Source organism: Nocardioides mangrovicus, from assembly GCF_003674065.1.
Lineage (GTDB): Bacteria > Actinomycetota > Actinomycetes > Propionibacteriales > Nocardioidaceae > Marmoricola > Marmoricola mangrovicus.
The window spans coordinates 25,649-41,163 of record NZ_RDBE01000007.1 but is presented as its reverse complement, the minus strand read 5'-3'; the positions used below and the strand labels follow the sequence as shown (position 1 = coordinate 41,163).

General features: G+C 72.1%; 16 protein-coding genes. 8 read left to right on the top strand and 8 right to left on the bottom strand.

From position 1 onward, the window contains the following. Positions 1-40: 40 nt before the first annotated feature. The 5 genes from D9V37_RS09675 to D9V37_RS20225 are packed head-to-tail and all read left to right on the top strand — an operon-like array spanning position 41 to position 4,680. A complete protein-coding gene (locus tag D9V37_RS09675) occupies positions 41-862 on the top strand; it encodes a serine protein kinase RIO (protein WP_121805969.1) in 822 nt (273 codons plus the stop codon). A gap of 23 nt (positions 863-885) precedes the next feature. Beyond that, positions 886-1,731, top strand: a complete 846-nt coding sequence (locus tag D9V37_RS09670) for an LOG family protein (protein WP_121805968.1) — start codon at positions 886-888, stop codon at positions 1,729-1,731. Beyond that, complete coding sequence (locus tag D9V37_RS09665; RefSeq protein ID WP_121805967.1) at positions 1,728-2,474, top strand: sulfite exporter TauE/SafE family protein; 747 nt, start codon at positions 1,728-1,730, stop codon at positions 2,472-2,474. Before D9V37_RS09670 ends, D9V37_RS09665 begins: the two co-directional genes overlap by 4 nt. 51 nt (positions 2,475-2,525) lie before the next feature. After that, positions 2,526-4,226, top strand: coding sequence for a TIGR03767 family metallophosphoesterase (locus D9V37_RS09660; protein ID WP_198412476.1), 1,701 nt, complete (start codon positions 2,526-2,528; stop codon positions 4,224-4,226). Between the two features lie 7 nt (positions 4,227-4,233). Then, positions 4,234-4,680 (top strand): hypothetical protein, encoded by a 447-nt coding sequence (locus D9V37_RS20225; RefSeq protein WP_158604429.1) that lies wholly within the window; start codon positions 4,234-4,236, stop codon positions 4,678-4,680. Positions 4,681-4,687: 7 nt separating this feature from the next. Here the strand turns inward: D9V37_RS20225 and rlmN are convergent, their stop codons facing one another. From rlmN to D9V37_RS09630, 5 genes are read right to left on the bottom strand one after another with little or no spacing between them, the layout of a single operon-like run. Continuing rightward, positions 4,688-5,812, bottom strand: a complete 1,125-nt coding sequence (rlmN, locus tag D9V37_RS09650; protein ID WP_121805965.1) for a 23S rRNA (adenine(2503)-C(2))-methyltransferase RlmN — start codon at positions 5,810-5,812, stop codon at positions 4,688-4,690. Between the two features lie 41 nt (positions 5,813-5,853). Next, a complete protein-coding gene (locus tag D9V37_RS09645; protein WP_121805964.1) occupies positions 5,854-6,192 on the bottom strand; it encodes a hypothetical protein in 339 nt (112 codons plus the stop codon). A 42-nt stretch (positions 6,193-6,234) separates the two neighbouring features. Further along, positions 6,235-6,678, bottom strand: coding sequence for a PTS sugar transporter subunit IIA (locus tag D9V37_RS09640; protein WP_121805963.1), 444 nt, complete (start codon positions 6,676-6,678; stop codon positions 6,235-6,237). After that, on the bottom strand, positions 6,679-6,936 hold the full coding sequence (locus tag D9V37_RS09635) for a PTS glucose/sucrose transporter subunit IIB (protein ID WP_269778374.1): 258 nt from the start codon (positions 6,934-6,936) through the stop codon (positions 6,679-6,681). Positions 6,937-6,943: 7 nt separating this feature from the next. Then, complete coding sequence (locus D9V37_RS09630) at positions 6,944-8,005, bottom strand: SIS domain-containing protein (protein WP_232524842.1); 1,062 nt, start codon at positions 8,003-8,005, stop codon at positions 6,944-6,946. Positions 8,006-8,089: 84 nt separating this feature from the next. Between D9V37_RS09630 and D9V37_RS09625 the strand changes: the two genes are divergently transcribed. From D9V37_RS09625 to nagA, 3 genes are read left to right on the top strand one after another with little or no spacing between them, the layout of a single operon-like run. Next, positions 8,090-8,887: a GntR family transcriptional regulator gene (locus D9V37_RS09625; protein WP_121805961.1), complete on the top strand. Its 798-nt coding sequence runs from the start codon at positions 8,090-8,092 to the stop codon at positions 8,885-8,887. Next, positions 8,884-10,125 carry a PTS transporter subunit EIIC gene (locus tag D9V37_RS09620; RefSeq protein WP_121805960.1) on the top strand — a complete coding sequence of 414 codons (1,242 nt, stop codon included), beginning with the start codon at positions 8,884-8,886 and terminating at the stop codon, positions 10,123-10,125. The genes D9V37_RS09625 and D9V37_RS09620 overlap by 4 nt, the downstream gene beginning before the upstream one ends. Before the next feature lie 10 nt (positions 10,126-10,135). Further along, a complete protein-coding gene (nagA, locus tag D9V37_RS09615) occupies positions 10,136-11,260 on the top strand; it encodes an N-acetylglucosamine-6-phosphate deacetylase (protein WP_121805959.1) in 1,125 nt (374 codons plus the stop codon). A 4-nt stretch (positions 11,261-11,264) separates the two neighbouring features. On the opposite strand, the gene D9V37_RS09610 is transcribed toward nagA, so the two are convergent. Genes D9V37_RS09610 through D9V37_RS09600 form a run of 3 tightly spaced genes read right to left on the bottom strand, consistent with a single transcriptional unit; the run spans position 11,265 to position 15,402 of the window. After that, on the bottom strand, positions 11,265-12,983 hold the full coding sequence (locus D9V37_RS09610) for a glycerol-3-phosphate dehydrogenase/oxidase (RefSeq protein ID WP_121805958.1): 1,719 nt from the start codon (positions 12,981-12,983) through the stop codon (positions 11,265-11,267). 43 nt (positions 12,984-13,026) lie between these two features. Beyond that, positions 13,027-14,544, bottom strand: a complete 1,518-nt coding sequence (gene glpK / locus D9V37_RS09605) for a glycerol kinase GlpK (RefSeq protein WP_121805957.1) — start codon at positions 14,542-14,544, stop codon at positions 13,027-13,029. Between the two features lie 36 nt (positions 14,545-14,580). Further along, positions 14,581-15,402: an MIP/aquaporin family protein gene (locus D9V37_RS09600; protein WP_232524841.1), complete on the bottom strand. Its 822-nt coding sequence runs from the start codon at positions 15,400-15,402 to the stop codon at positions 14,581-14,583. Positions 15,403-15,515 lie beyond the last annotated feature (113 nt).

The window sequence follows — 15,515 nt, the reverse complement described above, 5'->3', positions numbered from 1 at the left end:
GGCCTGCGCGCCCACCCCGACTTCTCTCCTGGAGCCTTCGTTGCCTGACCAGTTCTCCCTCACCCCTCTCGATCAGCACTGGGTCGTCATCGACGACGACGTCCGTCTCTCGAACTACTGGGACCTCGAGCCGCTGTGCCGCGGTCCCGAGCCCCGGCCCGACTGGGTCGTCACCGACCGCGCCGCCGTCGACGAGGAGCTCGGCGTCCTCAAGACCGGCAAGGAGGCCGACGTCTTCCTGCTCGAGCGGGCCGGCGCCGACGGCGCCACCGTGATGGCCGCCAAGCGCTACCGCGGCGAGGACCACCGCGACTTCCAGCGGTCGTCGGCCTACGCCGAGGGCCGCCGCGTGCGCAGCAGCCGCGACACCCGCGCGATGGCCAAGAAAACCGCTTACGGACGCGCGGTGGCCGCCGGCCAGTGGGCCAACGCCGAGTGGGAGTCGCTCAAGCGGCTGTGGCTCATCGGCGTCCCGGTGCCCTACCCGGTGCAGATCGACGGCACCGAGATCCTCATGGAGCTCGTGCTCGACCCGGACACCGGCGACCCGGCGCCCCGCCTGGCCCGTCAGCGTCCGACGCCGGCGCTCCTGGCGTCGTGGTTCGAGCAGCTGCGCGAGGCGATGCTGGTGATGGCCTCGCAGCAGATCGCGCACGGCGACCTCTCGCCGTACAACGTCCTCGCGGCCGGTGAGCGGCTCGTGGTGATCGACCTGCCGCAGGTGGTCGACCTGGTGGCCAACCCCGCCGCGTCGGAGTTCTTGATGCGCGACTGCCACAACGTCTGCACCTGGTTCGCCGCGCGCGGGCTCGAGGTGAGCGAGGACGACCTCTTCGGCGAGGTCCTGGCCGCGGCCTGGTGAGGTCGTGTGCTGGAGTGGCCGCTATGGCGACCGCTGCGGCACACGACCTGCCGTTCGACCCCGAGCGCACGACGCTGTACTCCCCCGCCGAGCTGTACGCCGGACTCGGGGGTGGCTACCCCGCCACCCCCGACGCCCGCGTCTACGCCTGGGACCAGGGCGACCGCGCCCGCGAGCGGACGCTGGCCGCAGCGCTTCACGACCACGGCATCGACGACGCGCTCGAGGCCTACGTCGCCGGTCGCCGCATCGCCGGGGTGATGGGCGCGCACGCCGTGCCCCGCGGCTCGACCGACTACGCCACGGCGGCCCGGCTCGGGCACGCGCTGGGGGCCGCCTTCACCGTCGCCACCGGCGGCGGGCCGGGGGCGATGGAGGCGGCGAACCTCGGCGCCTACGTGCCCGACCACCTCGACGACGCGCTGGCCGAGCTCGCCGCCTGCCCCGGCTACGACGACGTCACCGCGTGGGCACGCTCGGGGTTGGCCGTCGTGGAGCGCGTCGAGGGCCGCGAGAACCTCGGCGTGCCGACCTGGTTCTACGGCCACGAGCCCCCGAACGTCTTCGCGACCTCCATCGCGAAGTACTTCCACAACGCCGTGCGCGAGGACGTGCTGCTGCGCATCTGCAACGCCGGCATCGTCTTCCTCCCCGGCTCGGCCGGCACCGTGCAGGAGGTGTTCCAGGACGCCTGCGAGAACTACTACGCCGCGGCCGACGACGTCGCGCCGATGGTGCTGCTCGGCGTCGAGCACTGGACGCAGCGGCTGCCGGTCGCGCCCCTGCTGCAGGCCCTGGCGCGGGAGTCGCGGATGATCGTGCACGTGACCGACGACGTGGACGAGGCCGTCGCGCTCCTCGGGGCATGACCTGGGCGTGGCTGCTGTTGGCCGGCGTCGGGGCCGGCCTGGTCGGCTCCACCGCCGGGCTGGCGTCGCTGGTCAGCTATCCCGCGCTCCTGGCCACCGGGATCGGACCGCTGGCCGCCAACGTCACGAACGCCGTCGCCATGACCGCCACCACCGCGGGCTCGATGTGGGGCGGGCGCCGCGAGCTGCACGGGCAACGCCGGCGCCTGGTCGAGCTCGCGGCCGCGAGCGCCGTCGGCGGCGCGGTCGGAGCGCTGCTCCTGCTCTCCACCCCCGCGTCGGCCTTCGAGGCGGTGGTGCCCTGGCTGGTCGCGCTCGGCTCGGTGCTGCTGATGGCGCGCGACCCCATCCGGCGCTGGGCCCGCTGGGAGGGCTCGCAGCTGCGGCCGGCCACGTGGTGGTGGCTGCCGCTGCTGGCGGTGGTCGGTGTCTACGGCGGCTACTTCGGCGCCGGCGTCGGCGTGATCCTGCTGGCGGTGGTCTCGCTGAGCACCGTGGAGCCGCTCGCGGTGAGCAACGCGGTGAAGAACGTCGGCACGGGCGCGGCCAACGGCGTCGCCGCGATCGGCTACGCGGTCCTCGGACCGGTGCACTGGGGCGCCGCGCTGCCGATGGCGGTCGGCGCGCTGCTCGGTGGTGCGCTGGGCCCGGCCGCCGTCCGGGTGCTGCCTGAGCGCCCGCTGCGCATCCTCGTCGGGCTGGCCGGACTCGCGCTCGCGGTCCATCTGCTGAACGCCGGGTGAACTCATCGGCCGGAGCGTGACCGGGGCCCGTCGCGGTCGTTGGATGCTGTCGTGGACCTCTCTCGACGTCACCTGCTCGCCGGTGCCGGCGCGCTCTCGGCGGCCGCGGTCGCCGGTGGGCTGAGCCTGCCCGCGGCCGAGGCGGCAGCGGCGCAGACGACCCTGAACCGCACCTACCTGCGCGGCGTGCCCGGCGTCGGCGGCTACGCGCCGCTGCGTCAGGGGCCCGGCGAGCCGCACCTGGTGCGCACCGACCTCGGCACCGCCGCGTCGACGAGCCGCGCGAAGCGACGGCGCGGGCTGCTGACCTTCGTGCAGCTCAGCGACGTGCACGTCGTGGACCACCAGTCCCCGGCCCGGCTGGAGTGGCTGGACCGCTACGACGACGGCGACGACCCGACCGGCATCTTCAGCTCCGCCCACCGGCCGCAGGAGCTGCTGAGCGCCCAGGTCACCGAGGCGATGGTGCGGGCGGTCAACGCGGTGTCCGCCGGCCCCGTGACCGGACGGCCGGTGGCCTTCGCGCTGCAGACCGGCGACAACTCCGACAACAGCCAGTACAACGAGATCCGCTGGAACATCGACGTCCTCGACGGCGGCACCGTACGGCCCGACTCGGGCGACCTCACCCGCTACGAGGGCGTCATGGACTCCGACCCGGTGACCTACGACGTCCACTACTGGCACCCCGACGGCGCACCCGCCGGCCACAGCGCCGACCAGGCGCACACGGTGTACGGCTTCCCGACCGTGACGGGGCTGACCTCGGCAGCCCGCCGGCCGTTCACCGCCCACGGGCTGGACGTGCCGTGGTACGCGGCGTTCGGCAACCACGACCAGCTCACCCAGGGCAACTTCCCGCACACCGTCCCGGTCAGTGCGCTGGCCACGGGTCCGCTGAAGGTGATCTCGCCACCGGCCGGCATCAGCCCGGCCGACCTGGAGCGGGCGGCCGCGACCGGCGATGCCTCGGCGCTGCTGGGCGCCGTCGTTCCCGGGCCCTGGGCGAAGCTCGTCACTCCCGACCCGAAACGCCGCACGCTCTCGCGGGCGCAGTGGATCGAGGAGCACTTCCACACCACGGGACTCCCGGTCGGGCACGGCTTCACCCGCACCAACCGCGCCACCGGCCTGGGCTACTACACCTTCGACCACGAAGCGTTCCGGTTCGTGGTCCTGGACACCGTCAACCCGAACGGCGAGGCCGACGGCTCTCTGGACGCCACCCAGTTCGCCTGGTTGACCCAGGTGCTCGCCGCCTCGGCCGGGCGCATCGTCGTGGTCGCCAGCCACCACACGAGCGCCACGATGTCGAACCCGCTCGTCGGCACCGGGGGCGACCTGCAGCCGCGCGTGCTGGGACCCCAGGTGGTCGACCTGCTGCTCGCGCACCGCAGCGTCGTGGCCTGGGTCAACGGCCACACCCACGTCAACGCGGTCACCGCCCACACCGGCAGCGGCGGTGGCTTCTGGGAGGTCAACACCGCCTCGCACATCGACTTCCCGATGCAGTCGCGAGTGCTGGAGGTGGCCGACAACCGCGACGGCACCCTCTCGATCTTCGCCACCGTGCTCGACCACGCCGGCCCGCTCACCGCACCGTCGGCGTACGCGGGCTCGCTGGGCGACCCGGTGCGGCTGGCCGGGCTCTCCCGCGAGCTCGGCGCCAACGACTGGCAGGAGCGCACCACGAACCGGCGGGGTGCCGCCGCGGACCGCAACGTGGAACTCTTGGTCGCAGACCCCCGATGAGAAACCGTTGAGCCTGGCCGTCCCCTACCTCCTCGACGCCGCCGCCGACCTCGCGCCGCAGGCGTCCATCACGCTGCCCGGGCTCGACATCACCCTGGGCGCGCTCGACGCCGGTTCGGCTCGGGTGGCGGAGTCGTTCCTGGGCCACGGCTGGGCCCCCGGCGACCGCATCCTGCTGCCCGACCTCGGCTCGGCCACGGGCCTGGTCGTGGCCCTGGCCGCCTGCCGCGTCGGTGTCCGGCTCGCCGAGGCCGACGACGGCCCCACCGCCCTCGCGCCGGTGACCGCACGCGAGCTCGCCGAGCGCGACGTCGACTCCGCGACCGTCCTGGCCGAGCTCAGCGGCCGTACCGTCACCCACGGCGACGTCGTCAACGCCGCCCCCGTGCCCGCCGAGCTGCTACCCCTGGTCGTGGTGGTGCAGCAGGCCTTCGACTGCGGCGTGGGGCGCTAGCCGAGCATCAGCCCTCGGTCGCCGCCAGCTGGCCGCAGGCGCCGTCGATCTCGCGGCCGCGAGTGTCGCGGACGGTGGTCGGGATGCCACGGGCCTCGAGACGGCGGACGAACTCCCGCTCGTCGGCGGGGTCCGAGGCGGTCCACCTGGAGCCGGGGGTCGGGTTGAGCGGGATCAGGTTGACGTGCACCCAGCCGGCCCCGTGGGCGAGCAGCACGTCGGCGAGCAAGTCGGCGCGGTGGGCCTGGTCGTTGATGCCGCGCATCATGGCGTACTCGATCGAGACCCGCCGCTTCGTCGTGGCGAAGTAGTGGTGGGCCGCGTCGACGGTCTCGGCCACCGAGGAGCGGTTGTTGATCGGCACGAGCTCGTTGCGCAGCTCGTCGTCGGGGGCGTGCAGGCTCAGCGCGAGCGTGACCGGGATGCCCTCCTCGGCCAGCTGCCGGATCCGCGGCACCAGCCCGACGGTGGAGACGGTGACGCCGCGCGCCGACATGCCCAGGCCCTCCGGCGCGGGCGAGGTGAGCCGGCGGACGGCGCCGACGACCGCCTTGTAGTTGGCCAGCGGCTCGCCCATGCCCATGAAGACGACGTTGGAGACGCGCCCGACGCCGCCGGGGACCTCGTCGCGGGCCAACGCGCGCGCACCGGCGACGACCTGCTCGACGATCTCGGCGGTGGACATGTTGCGCTGCAGCCCGCCCTGGCCGGTCGCGCAGAACGGGCAGGCCATGCCGCAGCCGGCCTGGGAGGAGACGCACATGGTGGCCCGGTCGGGGTAGCGCATCAGCACCGACTCCACGAGCGAGCCGTCGAAGAGGCGCCAGAGCGTCTTGCGGGTGGTGCCGGCGTCGGCCTCCAGCGTGCGCAGCGGCGTCATCAGGCTCGGCAGCAGCGCGGCCGCCAGCTCGCTGCGGGCGCCCGCCGGGAGGTCGGTCATCTGCTCGGGGTCGTCGACCAGCCGCGCGAAGTAGTGGTGGCTGAGCTGCTTCGCTCGGAAGCCGGGTAGGCCGTGCTCGGCGAGCAGCGCCTGTCGCCCGGCGAGGTCGAGGTCGGCCAGGTGGCGCGGCGGCTTGCCGCGGCCGCGCGGCTCCTCCATCACCAGGGGCAGGGTCTTGGGTGCATCGGTCATCGCGTGACCGATTGTCCCACCTGGTGGCGCCTCGGCGTGAGTCAGAGCGACTGGGCGGCGGTGCCGGCCAGCACACCGCCGACGACGGCGACCGTCGCGGCGGCGCCGACCATCACCCCGACCAGCACGCCGCCGCCCAAGCGGCGGACGACGGGCACGACGAGGGTGACCAGCGCGAGCACCATGCCGCCGGCGAACGGGGCCAGGAACACGACGTTGCGCTGCGAGGCCGAGAGCTGGGGGTGCCCCACGATGAAGGCGACCCCGAGCACGGCGGCCAGGAAGGCCAGGCCGATGCCGACGACCAGCCCGATGAGCGCACCGCCGATCAGCGTGCGAGTCTGCAGCGCCGGCGTGTCGACGCCGTGGTAGCTGGCCATGACCGACTACCCTGCCCACCGCCCGGCGGGCTGTCTAGCCGCTCAGACCACCTCGAACAGGACATCTCCGGGCACGACGTGCCGCTCGTCGGGCGCCGGGACCGACCCCTTCGGCCGATCCATGACGACGACCGGCACCATCGTGGAGATGCCGTCGCCGGTGATGGTCGCGGGGTCCCAGCGCACCATCGGCTCGCCCGCGACGACGTTCGCGCCCTGCTGAGCGAGCATTTCGAAGCCCTGGCCGTCGAGCTTCACGGTGTCGATGCCGAGGTGCACGAGCACCCCGACGCCGCCCTCGCCGAGCACCACGAACGCGTGCGGGTGGATCTTCACGACCCGGCCGGCGATGGGCGAGACGACAGTGGTCGGTCCGGGGTCGGGGTCGATCGCGACGCCGGGACCCACCATCTCGCCGGCGAAGACCGGGTCGGGGGTCTGCGTGAGCGGCAGCAGCCGGCCCGGGCAGGGCGCGAGGACGTCCATCTACATCAGGTCCTCGATGTCTTCGGCCAGCGTGTCGGCCTCGGGACCGACCACGACCTGCACCACGTTGCCCGACAGCACGACGCCGTGAGCACCGGCGGCCTTGAGCGCGGCCTCGTCGACCTTGGCGCCGTCCTCCACCTCGGTGCGCAGCCGGGTGATGCACGGCTCGATCTCGACGATGTTGTCCGCGCCGCCCAGCCCGGCCAGGATCTGCTCCGCCTTGGTTGCCATGGTGTCCTCCTCGGTTCCGTTCACATTGCGGTCAGCTCGCGGGATCGGTCGTCGTCACCTTCGCCAACCCCCGCGGGTTGTCGGGGTCGAGCCCGAGCTCACGGGCCAGGGCCTCGACCACGAGCTGCGAGGCGACGATGGCGCCCATCGGCGCGACGGCCTCGGGCAGGTCCGGCCCGGCGACCGCCAGGGAGCACGCGCCGGCGAACCCGGCGTCGCCGCCGATGCCGATGGTGGTGGCGCCACGCGCGGCGAGGTCGCCGGCCAGCTCGGTCATCGGCGCGAGCATCGGGCCGTCGGGGGCGGCGACGAGCACGGCGGTCATGCCGGCGGTCACCACGGAGATCGGGCCGTGGCGCAGGTCGGCGTAGGAGTAGCCGCGCACCGGGCGTAGGCAGGTCTCCTCGAGCTTCAGCGCGGTCTCCAGCGCCGTGCCCATCATCAGGCCGCGACCGGAGACGACGGTGTACGCCGTCGTGGCCAGCTGGCGGGCGGCCTCCTCGACGCCCGAGCGCTGCTCCAGCAGCCGCTCGACCTCGCCGGCGACCAGGCCCAGCTCGCCGTCGAGCGCGGTCGGTGCGGGCGCGAGGGCGGTGGCGACCACGGCCATCGCGACCAGCTGGGCCAGGTAGGACTTGGTGGCCGGGACGGCGAGCTCGGGACCAGCGGCGGTCACCAGCGCCAGGTCGGCGGCGCGCACCAGGGGCGAGTCGGCCACGTTGGCCACCGCCACCGTGGCGCCGCCGCAGCTGCGCGCCCAGTCCTGGGTCGCCACGATCTCCTCGGTGGCCCCGGACTGGGAGACGCTGACGACCAGGGTGTCGGTGAGGTCGAGCTCGCTGCGGTAGTGCGTCGCGACGCTCGGCGCGGCCAGGCCGCCCACCACCCCGGCGTGGGTCTCGAGCAGGTAGCGGCCGTAGATCGCGGCGTTGTCGCTGGAGCCGCGAGCCACGAACAGCACCCGCCGCCGGCCCGCGAACAGACCGGCCACCTCGCTGCGCAACGGCAGCAGGGCCTCGAGCGTGCGACGCACGGCGTCGGGCTGCTCCTCCATCTCGCGCAGCATCTGGGTCGCCGACCGGGTGCTTGACACGTGCTCTCCCTCACACCATGCTCTGACTGGTCCGTACCAGACCGTACCAGTGAGAAACCTACCAGTGGGTGGAGGTGGCTGCCAGTGGTCGACCCGGTCTCGCGCACGATCATCACCGACGGCCCGCGCCCCAAGCACGCCCAGCTCTCCGACGTGCTCGCCGAGCTCGCGGCCCATGAGCTCGGACCCGACGTCGCCATCCCGTCCGAGCGCGAGCTGATGAGCGCCTACGACGTCTCGCGCGCCACCGTCCGCAAGGCCATCGAGAGCCTCGTGGCCGACGGCCTGCTGCACCGGATCCACGGCAAGGGCACCTTCGTCTCCCGGCCGCGGCTGGAGAGCAACCTGCACCTGGCCTCCTTCAGCCAGGACATGCGCCGCCGCGGGCTGACGCCGTCGACGCAGCTGGTCGGCGTCGAGGCCGACCGGCCGCCCACCGACGTCGCCAAGGCCCTCGACCTCGGCGGTGACGGCCTGGCCTGGCGGCTGGACCGCGTCCGGCTGGCCGACGACCAGCCCATCGCGCTGGAGAACGGCTGGTACCCGGTGCACCTGCTGCCGGGTCTGGACCGCCAGCAGCTCGGCGGCTCGCTCTATGAGGTGTTCCGCGAGGTCTACGGGCTGCCCATCGACGGCGCGGAGCAGACGCTGTGGGGCGAGTCGGCCGACTCCCCCACCGCCCGCCGGCTGGACTGCCCGGTCGGCACCCCCCTCCTGGTCTTCCGCCGCGTCTCCCGCGCGGCCGGAACGCCGCTGGAGTACGTCGTCTCCCGCTACCGGGGCGACCGCTACCAGCTGCACATGTCGCTCGGCAGCACTGAGCTCGGCAGCACCGACGCCGCCCGGCCCGACCAGCACCACTCGGAAGAAGGAACAGCATGACCGCAACCGCAGAAGCAACCACCCGGGGGCCCCGCTTCAACCTCGCACCGCTCCAGAAGTTCGGCCGCAGCCTGATGCTGCCGATCGCCGCCCTGCCCGTCGCCGGTCTGCTGCTGCGGCTGGGCCAGGACGACCTCCTCGGACCGAAGGGCCTGCACTGGGACCGGGTCGCCGCGGTCATCGGCGCCGCCGGCAACGCGGTGTTCAGCAACCTGCCGCTGATCTTCGCCCTCGGCGTCGCGATCGGCATGGCCAAGAAGTCCGACGGCTCCACCGCCCTGGCCGGCGTCGTGGGCTACCTGGTGTTCAAGTCCGTCGGCGACGCGATGTCGCTGCAGGTGCTCGACCAGCCCACGACGGGCGATCCCGTGCTCATCGACTACGGCGTCCTCGGCGGCATCGTCAGCGGCCTGGTGGCGGCCTTCCTGTGGCAGAAGTACCACCGCATCAAGCTGCCGCCCTACCTGGCGTTCTTCGGCGGGCGCCGGTTCGTGCCGATCATCACCGCGGTGGTGATGACGATCGTCAGCGTGCTGCTCAGCCTGGTGTACCCGGCGTTCAACTCCGGGCTGACCCACCTCTCGACCTGGGTGGCGAACAACGACGTCATCGGCGGCTTCGTCTATGGCACCCTCAACCGGCTGCTGATCCCGCTCGGCCTGCACCACATCATCAACACCACCGTGTGGTTCAACCTCGGCAGCTACACCCACGGCGGCACCCTCTACCACGGCGACCTAACCCGGTTCTTCCAGGGCGACCCGTCGGCGGGCATCTTCATGACCGGCTTCTTCCCGATCATGATGTTCGCCCTCCCGGCCGCCGCGATGGCGATCTGGCACGAGGCGAAGCCAGCGCAGAAGAAGCTGGTGGGCGGCCTCATGATCTCGGCCGCGCTGACCTCGTTCCTCACCGGCGTGACCGAGCCGCTGGAGTTCGCGTTCATGTTCGTGGCCTGGCCGCTCTACGTCGTGCACGCGGTGCTGACCGGCACCTCGATCGCGATCTGCAACGCGCTCGGCATCCACGACGGATTCTCCTTCTCCGCCGGCCTGTTCGACTACGTGCTCAACTTCGGCATCGCCACGAAGCCGCTGCTGCTCATCGTGATCGGGCTGGTCTACGCGGCCATCTACTACGTCGCGTTCCGGTTCATCATCCGTTGGTGGAACCTCAAGACGCCCGGCCGGGAGGACGAGGGCGAGGAGAGCGCGATCGTCAACGTCAACGACCAGTGATCGCCGCCGCATGATCCTGGCTGCAGGTCGCATCGTCACCCCGGCGCGGGTCTTCGCGCCGGGGTGGGTGCACGTGGAGGACGAGCGGCTGGTCGACGTCGGCGCGGGCGCCCCGCCGCGCCCGGCCGACGTCGAGCTGCCCGCCGCCACGGTGGTGCCCGGGTTCGTCGACGTCCACGTGCACGGTGGCGGCGGCGCCTCCTTCGACGAGGGCACCGCCGAAGCGGCGGAGCGCGTCGTCGCCGCGCACCTGGCGCACGGCACCACGACCATGGTGGCCAGCCTCGTCACGATGGCGCCCGCGGCCCACCTGCGCGCGGTCCGTGAGCTGGCCGCGCTCAGCGCCGGCGGCCGGCTGGCCGGCGTCCACCTCGAGGGGCCGTGGCTGAGCCCCGAGCACGCGGGCGCCCACGACCCGGCGCTGCTGGAGGTGCCCAAGCCCGACCACGTCGACGCGGTTCTCGAGGCCGGCGACGGGCACGTCCGCATGGTCACCCTCGCCCCCGAGCTCGACGGCGGGCTGGACGCCGTCCGCCGCCTCACCGCGGCCGGCGTGGTCGCCGCCGTCGGCCACACCGACGCCTCCTACGAGGTGGTCCGGGCCGCCCTGGACGCCGGCGCCGGCGTGGGCACCCACCTGTTCAACGCGATGCGCGGGCTCAAGCACCGCTCCCCGGGGCCCGTCGCCGCCCTGCTCGAGCACCCCGACACCTACGTCGAGCTCATCGCCGACGGCGTCCACCTGCACCCGGCGGTGATCCGGCTGGCCGCCAACGCCAAGCCCCACCGCTACGCACTGGTCACCGACGCCATGGCCGCCGCAGCCGCGGCCGACGGCGACTACGAGCTCGGCCCGATGCGGGTGGCCGTCCGCGACGGCGAGGCCCGGCTGGCCGACGGCACGATCGCCGGCTCCACGCTCACCCTGGCCCGCGCCGTGCAGTACGCCGTCACCGAGGCCGGGCTGACGCTCGAGGACGCCGTCCGCGCGGCCACCCTCACTCCCGCCACCATGCTGGGCCTCGAGCACGTGGGCGCCTTGCGACCCGGCTTCCGGGCCGACCTGGTCGTGCTCGACGACGCGTTGGCCGTCAAGCGCGTCATGCACCGCGGCCGCTGGGTGCGCACCAGCTGAGGCCTCAGCTCAGCGGCACGAGGTCCGGCGCTCCCAGCCGCGCGGCGTCGGCGGTGGCGTCGTCGGGCATCTGCTGGCTCTCCCGCTCGGCCTCGACCCGCTTGCGGTAGTGCTCGATCTCGACCTTGGTCTGGTCCTCGCTCCAGCCCAGCACCCCGCCCATCAGCCGCGCCGCCTCCTCGACGGAGTTCAGGCCGCGGTCGAAGGACTCGATGGAGAGCCGGGTGCGCCGAGTGAGGGCGTCGTCGATGTGGAGCGCGCCCTCGTGGGAGGCGGCGTAGACGATCTCGACCTTGAGGTAGTCCGAGCCGTCGGAGAGCGGCTCGCCCAGGTCGGGGTCGGCGGCGACCAGCGCCAGCAGTTCGTCGATGAGCGAGCCGTAGCGGTTGAGCAGGTGCTCGATACGCACCGGGTGCAGCCCCGACCGCTCGGCCAGCAGCCCGACCTGGTTGGTCAGCGCGGCGTAGCCCTCGGCCCCGAGCAGCGGCACGTGCTCGGTGACCGAGCGCGGGACCGAGCGGCGGTCGTGGGTCTCCATGCCGAACACCGCCTCGTCGATGGCGTCCTTGGCCATCACGCGGTACGTCGTGTACTTGCCGCCGGCGATCACCACCAGACCGGGGGCGGGGTGACCGACGGCGTGCTCGCGGGAGAGCTTCGAGGTGGCCTCGGACTCCCCCTCCAGCAGCGGCCGCAGCCCGGCGTAGACGCCCTCGACGTCGTCGCGCGTGAGCGGGGTCTCGAGCACCGAGTTGACGTGCTCGAGCAGGTAGTCGATGTCGGCCTCGCTGGCGGCGGGGTGCGCCTTGTCCAGCGTCCAGTCGGTGTCGGTGGTGCCGATCAGCCAGTGCCGGCCCCACGGGATGACGAACAGCACCGACTTCTCGGTGCGCAGGATCAGCCCGACGCGGCTGCGGATGCGGTCCTTGGGCACCACCAGGTGGATGCCCTTGCTGGCGCGGACGTGGAACTCACCGCGCTGCCCGCCCAGCGCCTGGGTCTCGTCGGTCCACACACCGGTGGCGTTGACCACCTGGCGCGCCCGCACGGTGAAGGTGCGGTCGTTCTCCAGGTCGTGCACCACCGCGCCGACCACGCGCTCACCCTCGCGCACCAGCTCGGTGACGCGGGCACGGATGGCCACGTGCGCTCCGTACGCTGCCGCGGTGCGCGCGACGAACATCGTGTGGCGGGCGTCGTCGACCTGGGCGTCGTAGTACTGCAAGGCCCCGACCAGCGCGTCCTTGCGCAGCGAGGGCACCAGCTTCAGCGCACCGCGCCGCGTCAGGTGCTTGTGCATCGGCACCCCGGTCTTGCCCGCCATGCGGCTGAGCACGTCGTAGAGGGCGACACCGCTGCCGGCGTAGAAGCGCTCCCAGAACCGGTGCTGCAGCGGGTAGAGGAACGGCACCGGCCGCACCAGGTGCGGCGCGAGCTCCTGCAGCAGCAGTCCCCGCTCCTTGAGCGCCTCGGCCACCAGGCCGAAGTCGAGCATCTCCAGGTAGCGCAGGCCACCGTGGACCAGCTTGCTGGAGCGGCTCGAGGTGCCCGAGGCGAGGTCACGGGCCTCGACCAGGCCGACCTTCAGGCCCCGGGTGGCGGCGTCGAGGGCGCTGCCCGCGCCCACGACACCGCCCCCGACCACGAGGACGTCGAGCTCCTCGGAGGCCATCGCTGCGAGCGCCTCGTCGCGGTACTGAGGCGAGAGAGCGACAGGTTGCATGGGAGAACTTCCTCCTCGTAGATGTGGCTGGTCGGAATCTCGGTCAGTCGACGTCGACCCAGTCGAGGGTCCGCTCGACCGCCTTCTTCCACTGGGCGTAACCCTCGTCGCGCTGCTCGTCATCCCACTGTGGCGACCATCGCTTCGCCTCGTTCCAGTTCTCGCGCAGCTCGTCGGTGTTGTTCCAGAAGCCGACCGCCAGGCCGGCCGCGTACGCCGCACCGAGCGCGGTGGTCTCGGCCACGACCGGACGGCTGACCTCGACACCGAGCACGTCGGCCTGGATCTGCATGCACAGCTCGTTGGCGGTGACACCCCCGTCGACCTTGAGCACCTCGAGCTTCACACCGGAGTCCTTCTCCATGGCCTCGGCGACGTCGCGGCTCTGGTAGCAGATCGACTCCAGCGTGGCCCGCGCGAGGTGGGCGTTGGTGTTGTAGCGCGACAGACCGACGATGGCGCCGCGGGCGTCGGAGCGCCAGTAGGGCGCGAACAGCCCGGAGAAGGCCGGCACGAAGTACACGCCGCCGTTGTCGTCGACCTGCTTGGCCAGCGACTCGCTCTGCGCCGCTCCGGAGATGATGCCGAGCTGGTCGCGCAGCCACTGCACGGCGGAGCCGGTCACCGCGATCGAGCCCTCGAGCGCGTAGACGACGTCCTCGTCGCCGAACTTGTAGCAGACCGTGCTGAGCAGACCCGCCTCCGAGCGCACCAGCTCGGTGCCGGTGTTGAGCAGCATGAAGTTGCCGGTGCCGTAGGTGTTCTTGGCCTCGCCGACGTCGAAGCAGACCTGTCCGACGGTGGCGGCCTGCTGGTCGCCGAGGATGCCGGTGAGCGGGATCTCGCCCTTGGCCGGGCCGTTGCGCAGCGTCGTGCCGTAGCCCTCCGGATCGCTGGAGGAGCGGATCTCGGGCAGCATCGCGCGCGGGATGTCGAACAGCGCCAGCAGCTCGTCGTCCCACTCGAGCGTCTCGAGGTCCATCAGCATGGTGCGGCTCGCGTTGGTGACGTCGGTGACGTGGACCCCGCCGTCGGTGCCGCCCGTCAGGTTCCAGATCAGCCAGCTGTCGGTGTTGCCGAAGACGACGTCGCCGGCCTCGGCCCGCTCACGCACGCCGTCGACGTTCTCGAGGATCCATTGGATCTTGCCGCCCGAGAAGTAGGTCGCCGGTGGCAGGCCGGCCTTGGTGCGGATGGTGTCACCGTGCCCGTCACGCTCCAGCTTGCTGGCGATCTTGTCGGTGCGCGTGTCCTGCCAGACGATCGCGTTGTAGACCGGCTTGCCGGTGTTCTTGTCCCAGACCACCGTCGTCTCGCGCTGGTTGGTGATGCCCAGCGCGGCGATGTCGTCGGCGGACACGTTCGCCTTGTTCATGCCGGACTGGATCACCGAGCTGGTGCGCTCCCAGATCTCCACCGGGTCGTGCTCGACCCAGCCGGCCTGCGGCAGGATCTGCTCGTGCTCGAGCTGGTGGCGGGCCACCTCGCTTCCGGAGTGGTCGAAGAGCATGAAGCGGGTGCTGGTGGTGCCTTGGTCGATCGCGGCCACGTAGTCGGCCATGGGTGTCTCCTTTGACGGATGGTGAGGCGGGGGTGGTCAGTCGTTGGCGATGGGCTCGGCGACGCGGGTGTCGTCGATCTCTGCCTCGGGGTCGGTCAGGTGGTTCTCGATGAGCACCTTGAACAGGCCGCCTCCGATCAGACCGCCGAGGAGCGGAGCGACGATGGGTAGCCAGAAGTAGACCGTGCCGCGCTGGTCCTGCCAGGCACTGCCGTAGCCGGTGATGAAGGAGGCCAGCCGGGGTCCGAAGTCGCGGGCCGGGTTGATGGCGTAGCCGGCGTTGGCGCCGAAGGCCATGCCGATGGCCACCACCAGGAGCCCGACGAAGAGGGGGCCCACGTTGGCCAGTGGGGGGTTGTTCCACGGCGTGGTCAGCGCGAAGACGACGAAGACGAGGATCGCGGTGCCCACGACCTGGTCGAGGAACGCGGTGGGGATGCCGACGATGTCGTCGCCGTTGCCCGGCAGGGTGGAGAAGATGCCCTGGCTCTTGACGGTGTGACCGGGGTCGTAGGCGCCGATCAGGTCGGCGTAGACCACGCGCACGATCAGCGCGGCGATGAAGGCGCCGGCCGTCTGGGCGGCCATGTACGGCGCCACCTTGCGCCACTCGAAGCCCTTGAAGGCCGCGAGCGCGAGTGTCACCGCGGGGTTGAGGTGGGCACCGGAGATGCGCGCCGAGACGAAGATGCCCATCGTCACCGCCAGGCCCCAGGCCCAGGAGATGGAGTCGTGGTCGCCGAGCGCGCCGTCCTTGTTGGTCACCACCTGGGCCACGACGCCGCAACCGAACAGGATCAGGATCATGGTGCCGGCGAACTCCGCACAGAGCTCACCCACCAGGGGGTTCTTCTTCACGCTTGCTCCTTCCAGACGCCGCATTGCGTCGTTGGGCAGCAGCCTTGTGACCCACGCCACCTCCGGCAACGTCGACCGGTCGACAATGTCGAACACCGCGTTCTAGTGTCCTT

Bases quoted from the DNA above. Each gene is read 5' to 3' on its own strand.
- D9V37_RS09670 (WP_121805968.1), top strand. From the start codon at position 886: ATGGCGACCGCTGCGGCACACGACCTGCCGTTCGACCCCGAGCGCACG.
- D9V37_RS09665 (WP_121805967.1), top strand. From the start codon at position 1,728: ATGACCTGGGCGTGGCTGCTGTTGGCCGGCGTCGGGGCCGGCCTGGTC.
- rlmN (WP_121805965.1), bottom strand. From the start codon at position 5,812: ATGACCGATGCACCCAAGACCCTGCCCCTGGTGATGGAGGAGCCGCGC.
- D9V37_RS09645 (WP_121805964.1), bottom strand. From the start codon at position 6,192: ATGGCCAGCTACCACGGCGTCGACACGCCGGCGCTGCAGACTCGCACG.
- D9V37_RS09640 (WP_121805963.1), bottom strand. From the start codon at position 6,678: ATGGACGTCCTCGCGCCCTGCCCGGGCCGGCTGCTGCCGCTCACGCAG.
- D9V37_RS09620 (WP_121805960.1), top strand. From the start codon at position 8,884: ATGACCGCAACCGCAGAAGCAACCACCCGGGGGCCCCGCTTCAACCTC.
- nagA (WP_121805959.1), top strand. From the start codon at position 10,136: ATGATCCTGGCTGCAGGTCGCATCGTCACCCCGGCGCGGGTCTTCGCG.
- D9V37_RS09610 (WP_121805958.1), bottom strand. From the start codon at position 12,983: ATGCAACCTGTCGCTCTCTCGCCTCAGTACCGCGACGAGGCGCTCGCA.
- glpK (WP_121805957.1), bottom strand. From the start codon at position 14,544: ATGGCCGACTACGTGGCCGCGATCGACCAAGGCACCACCAGCACCCGC.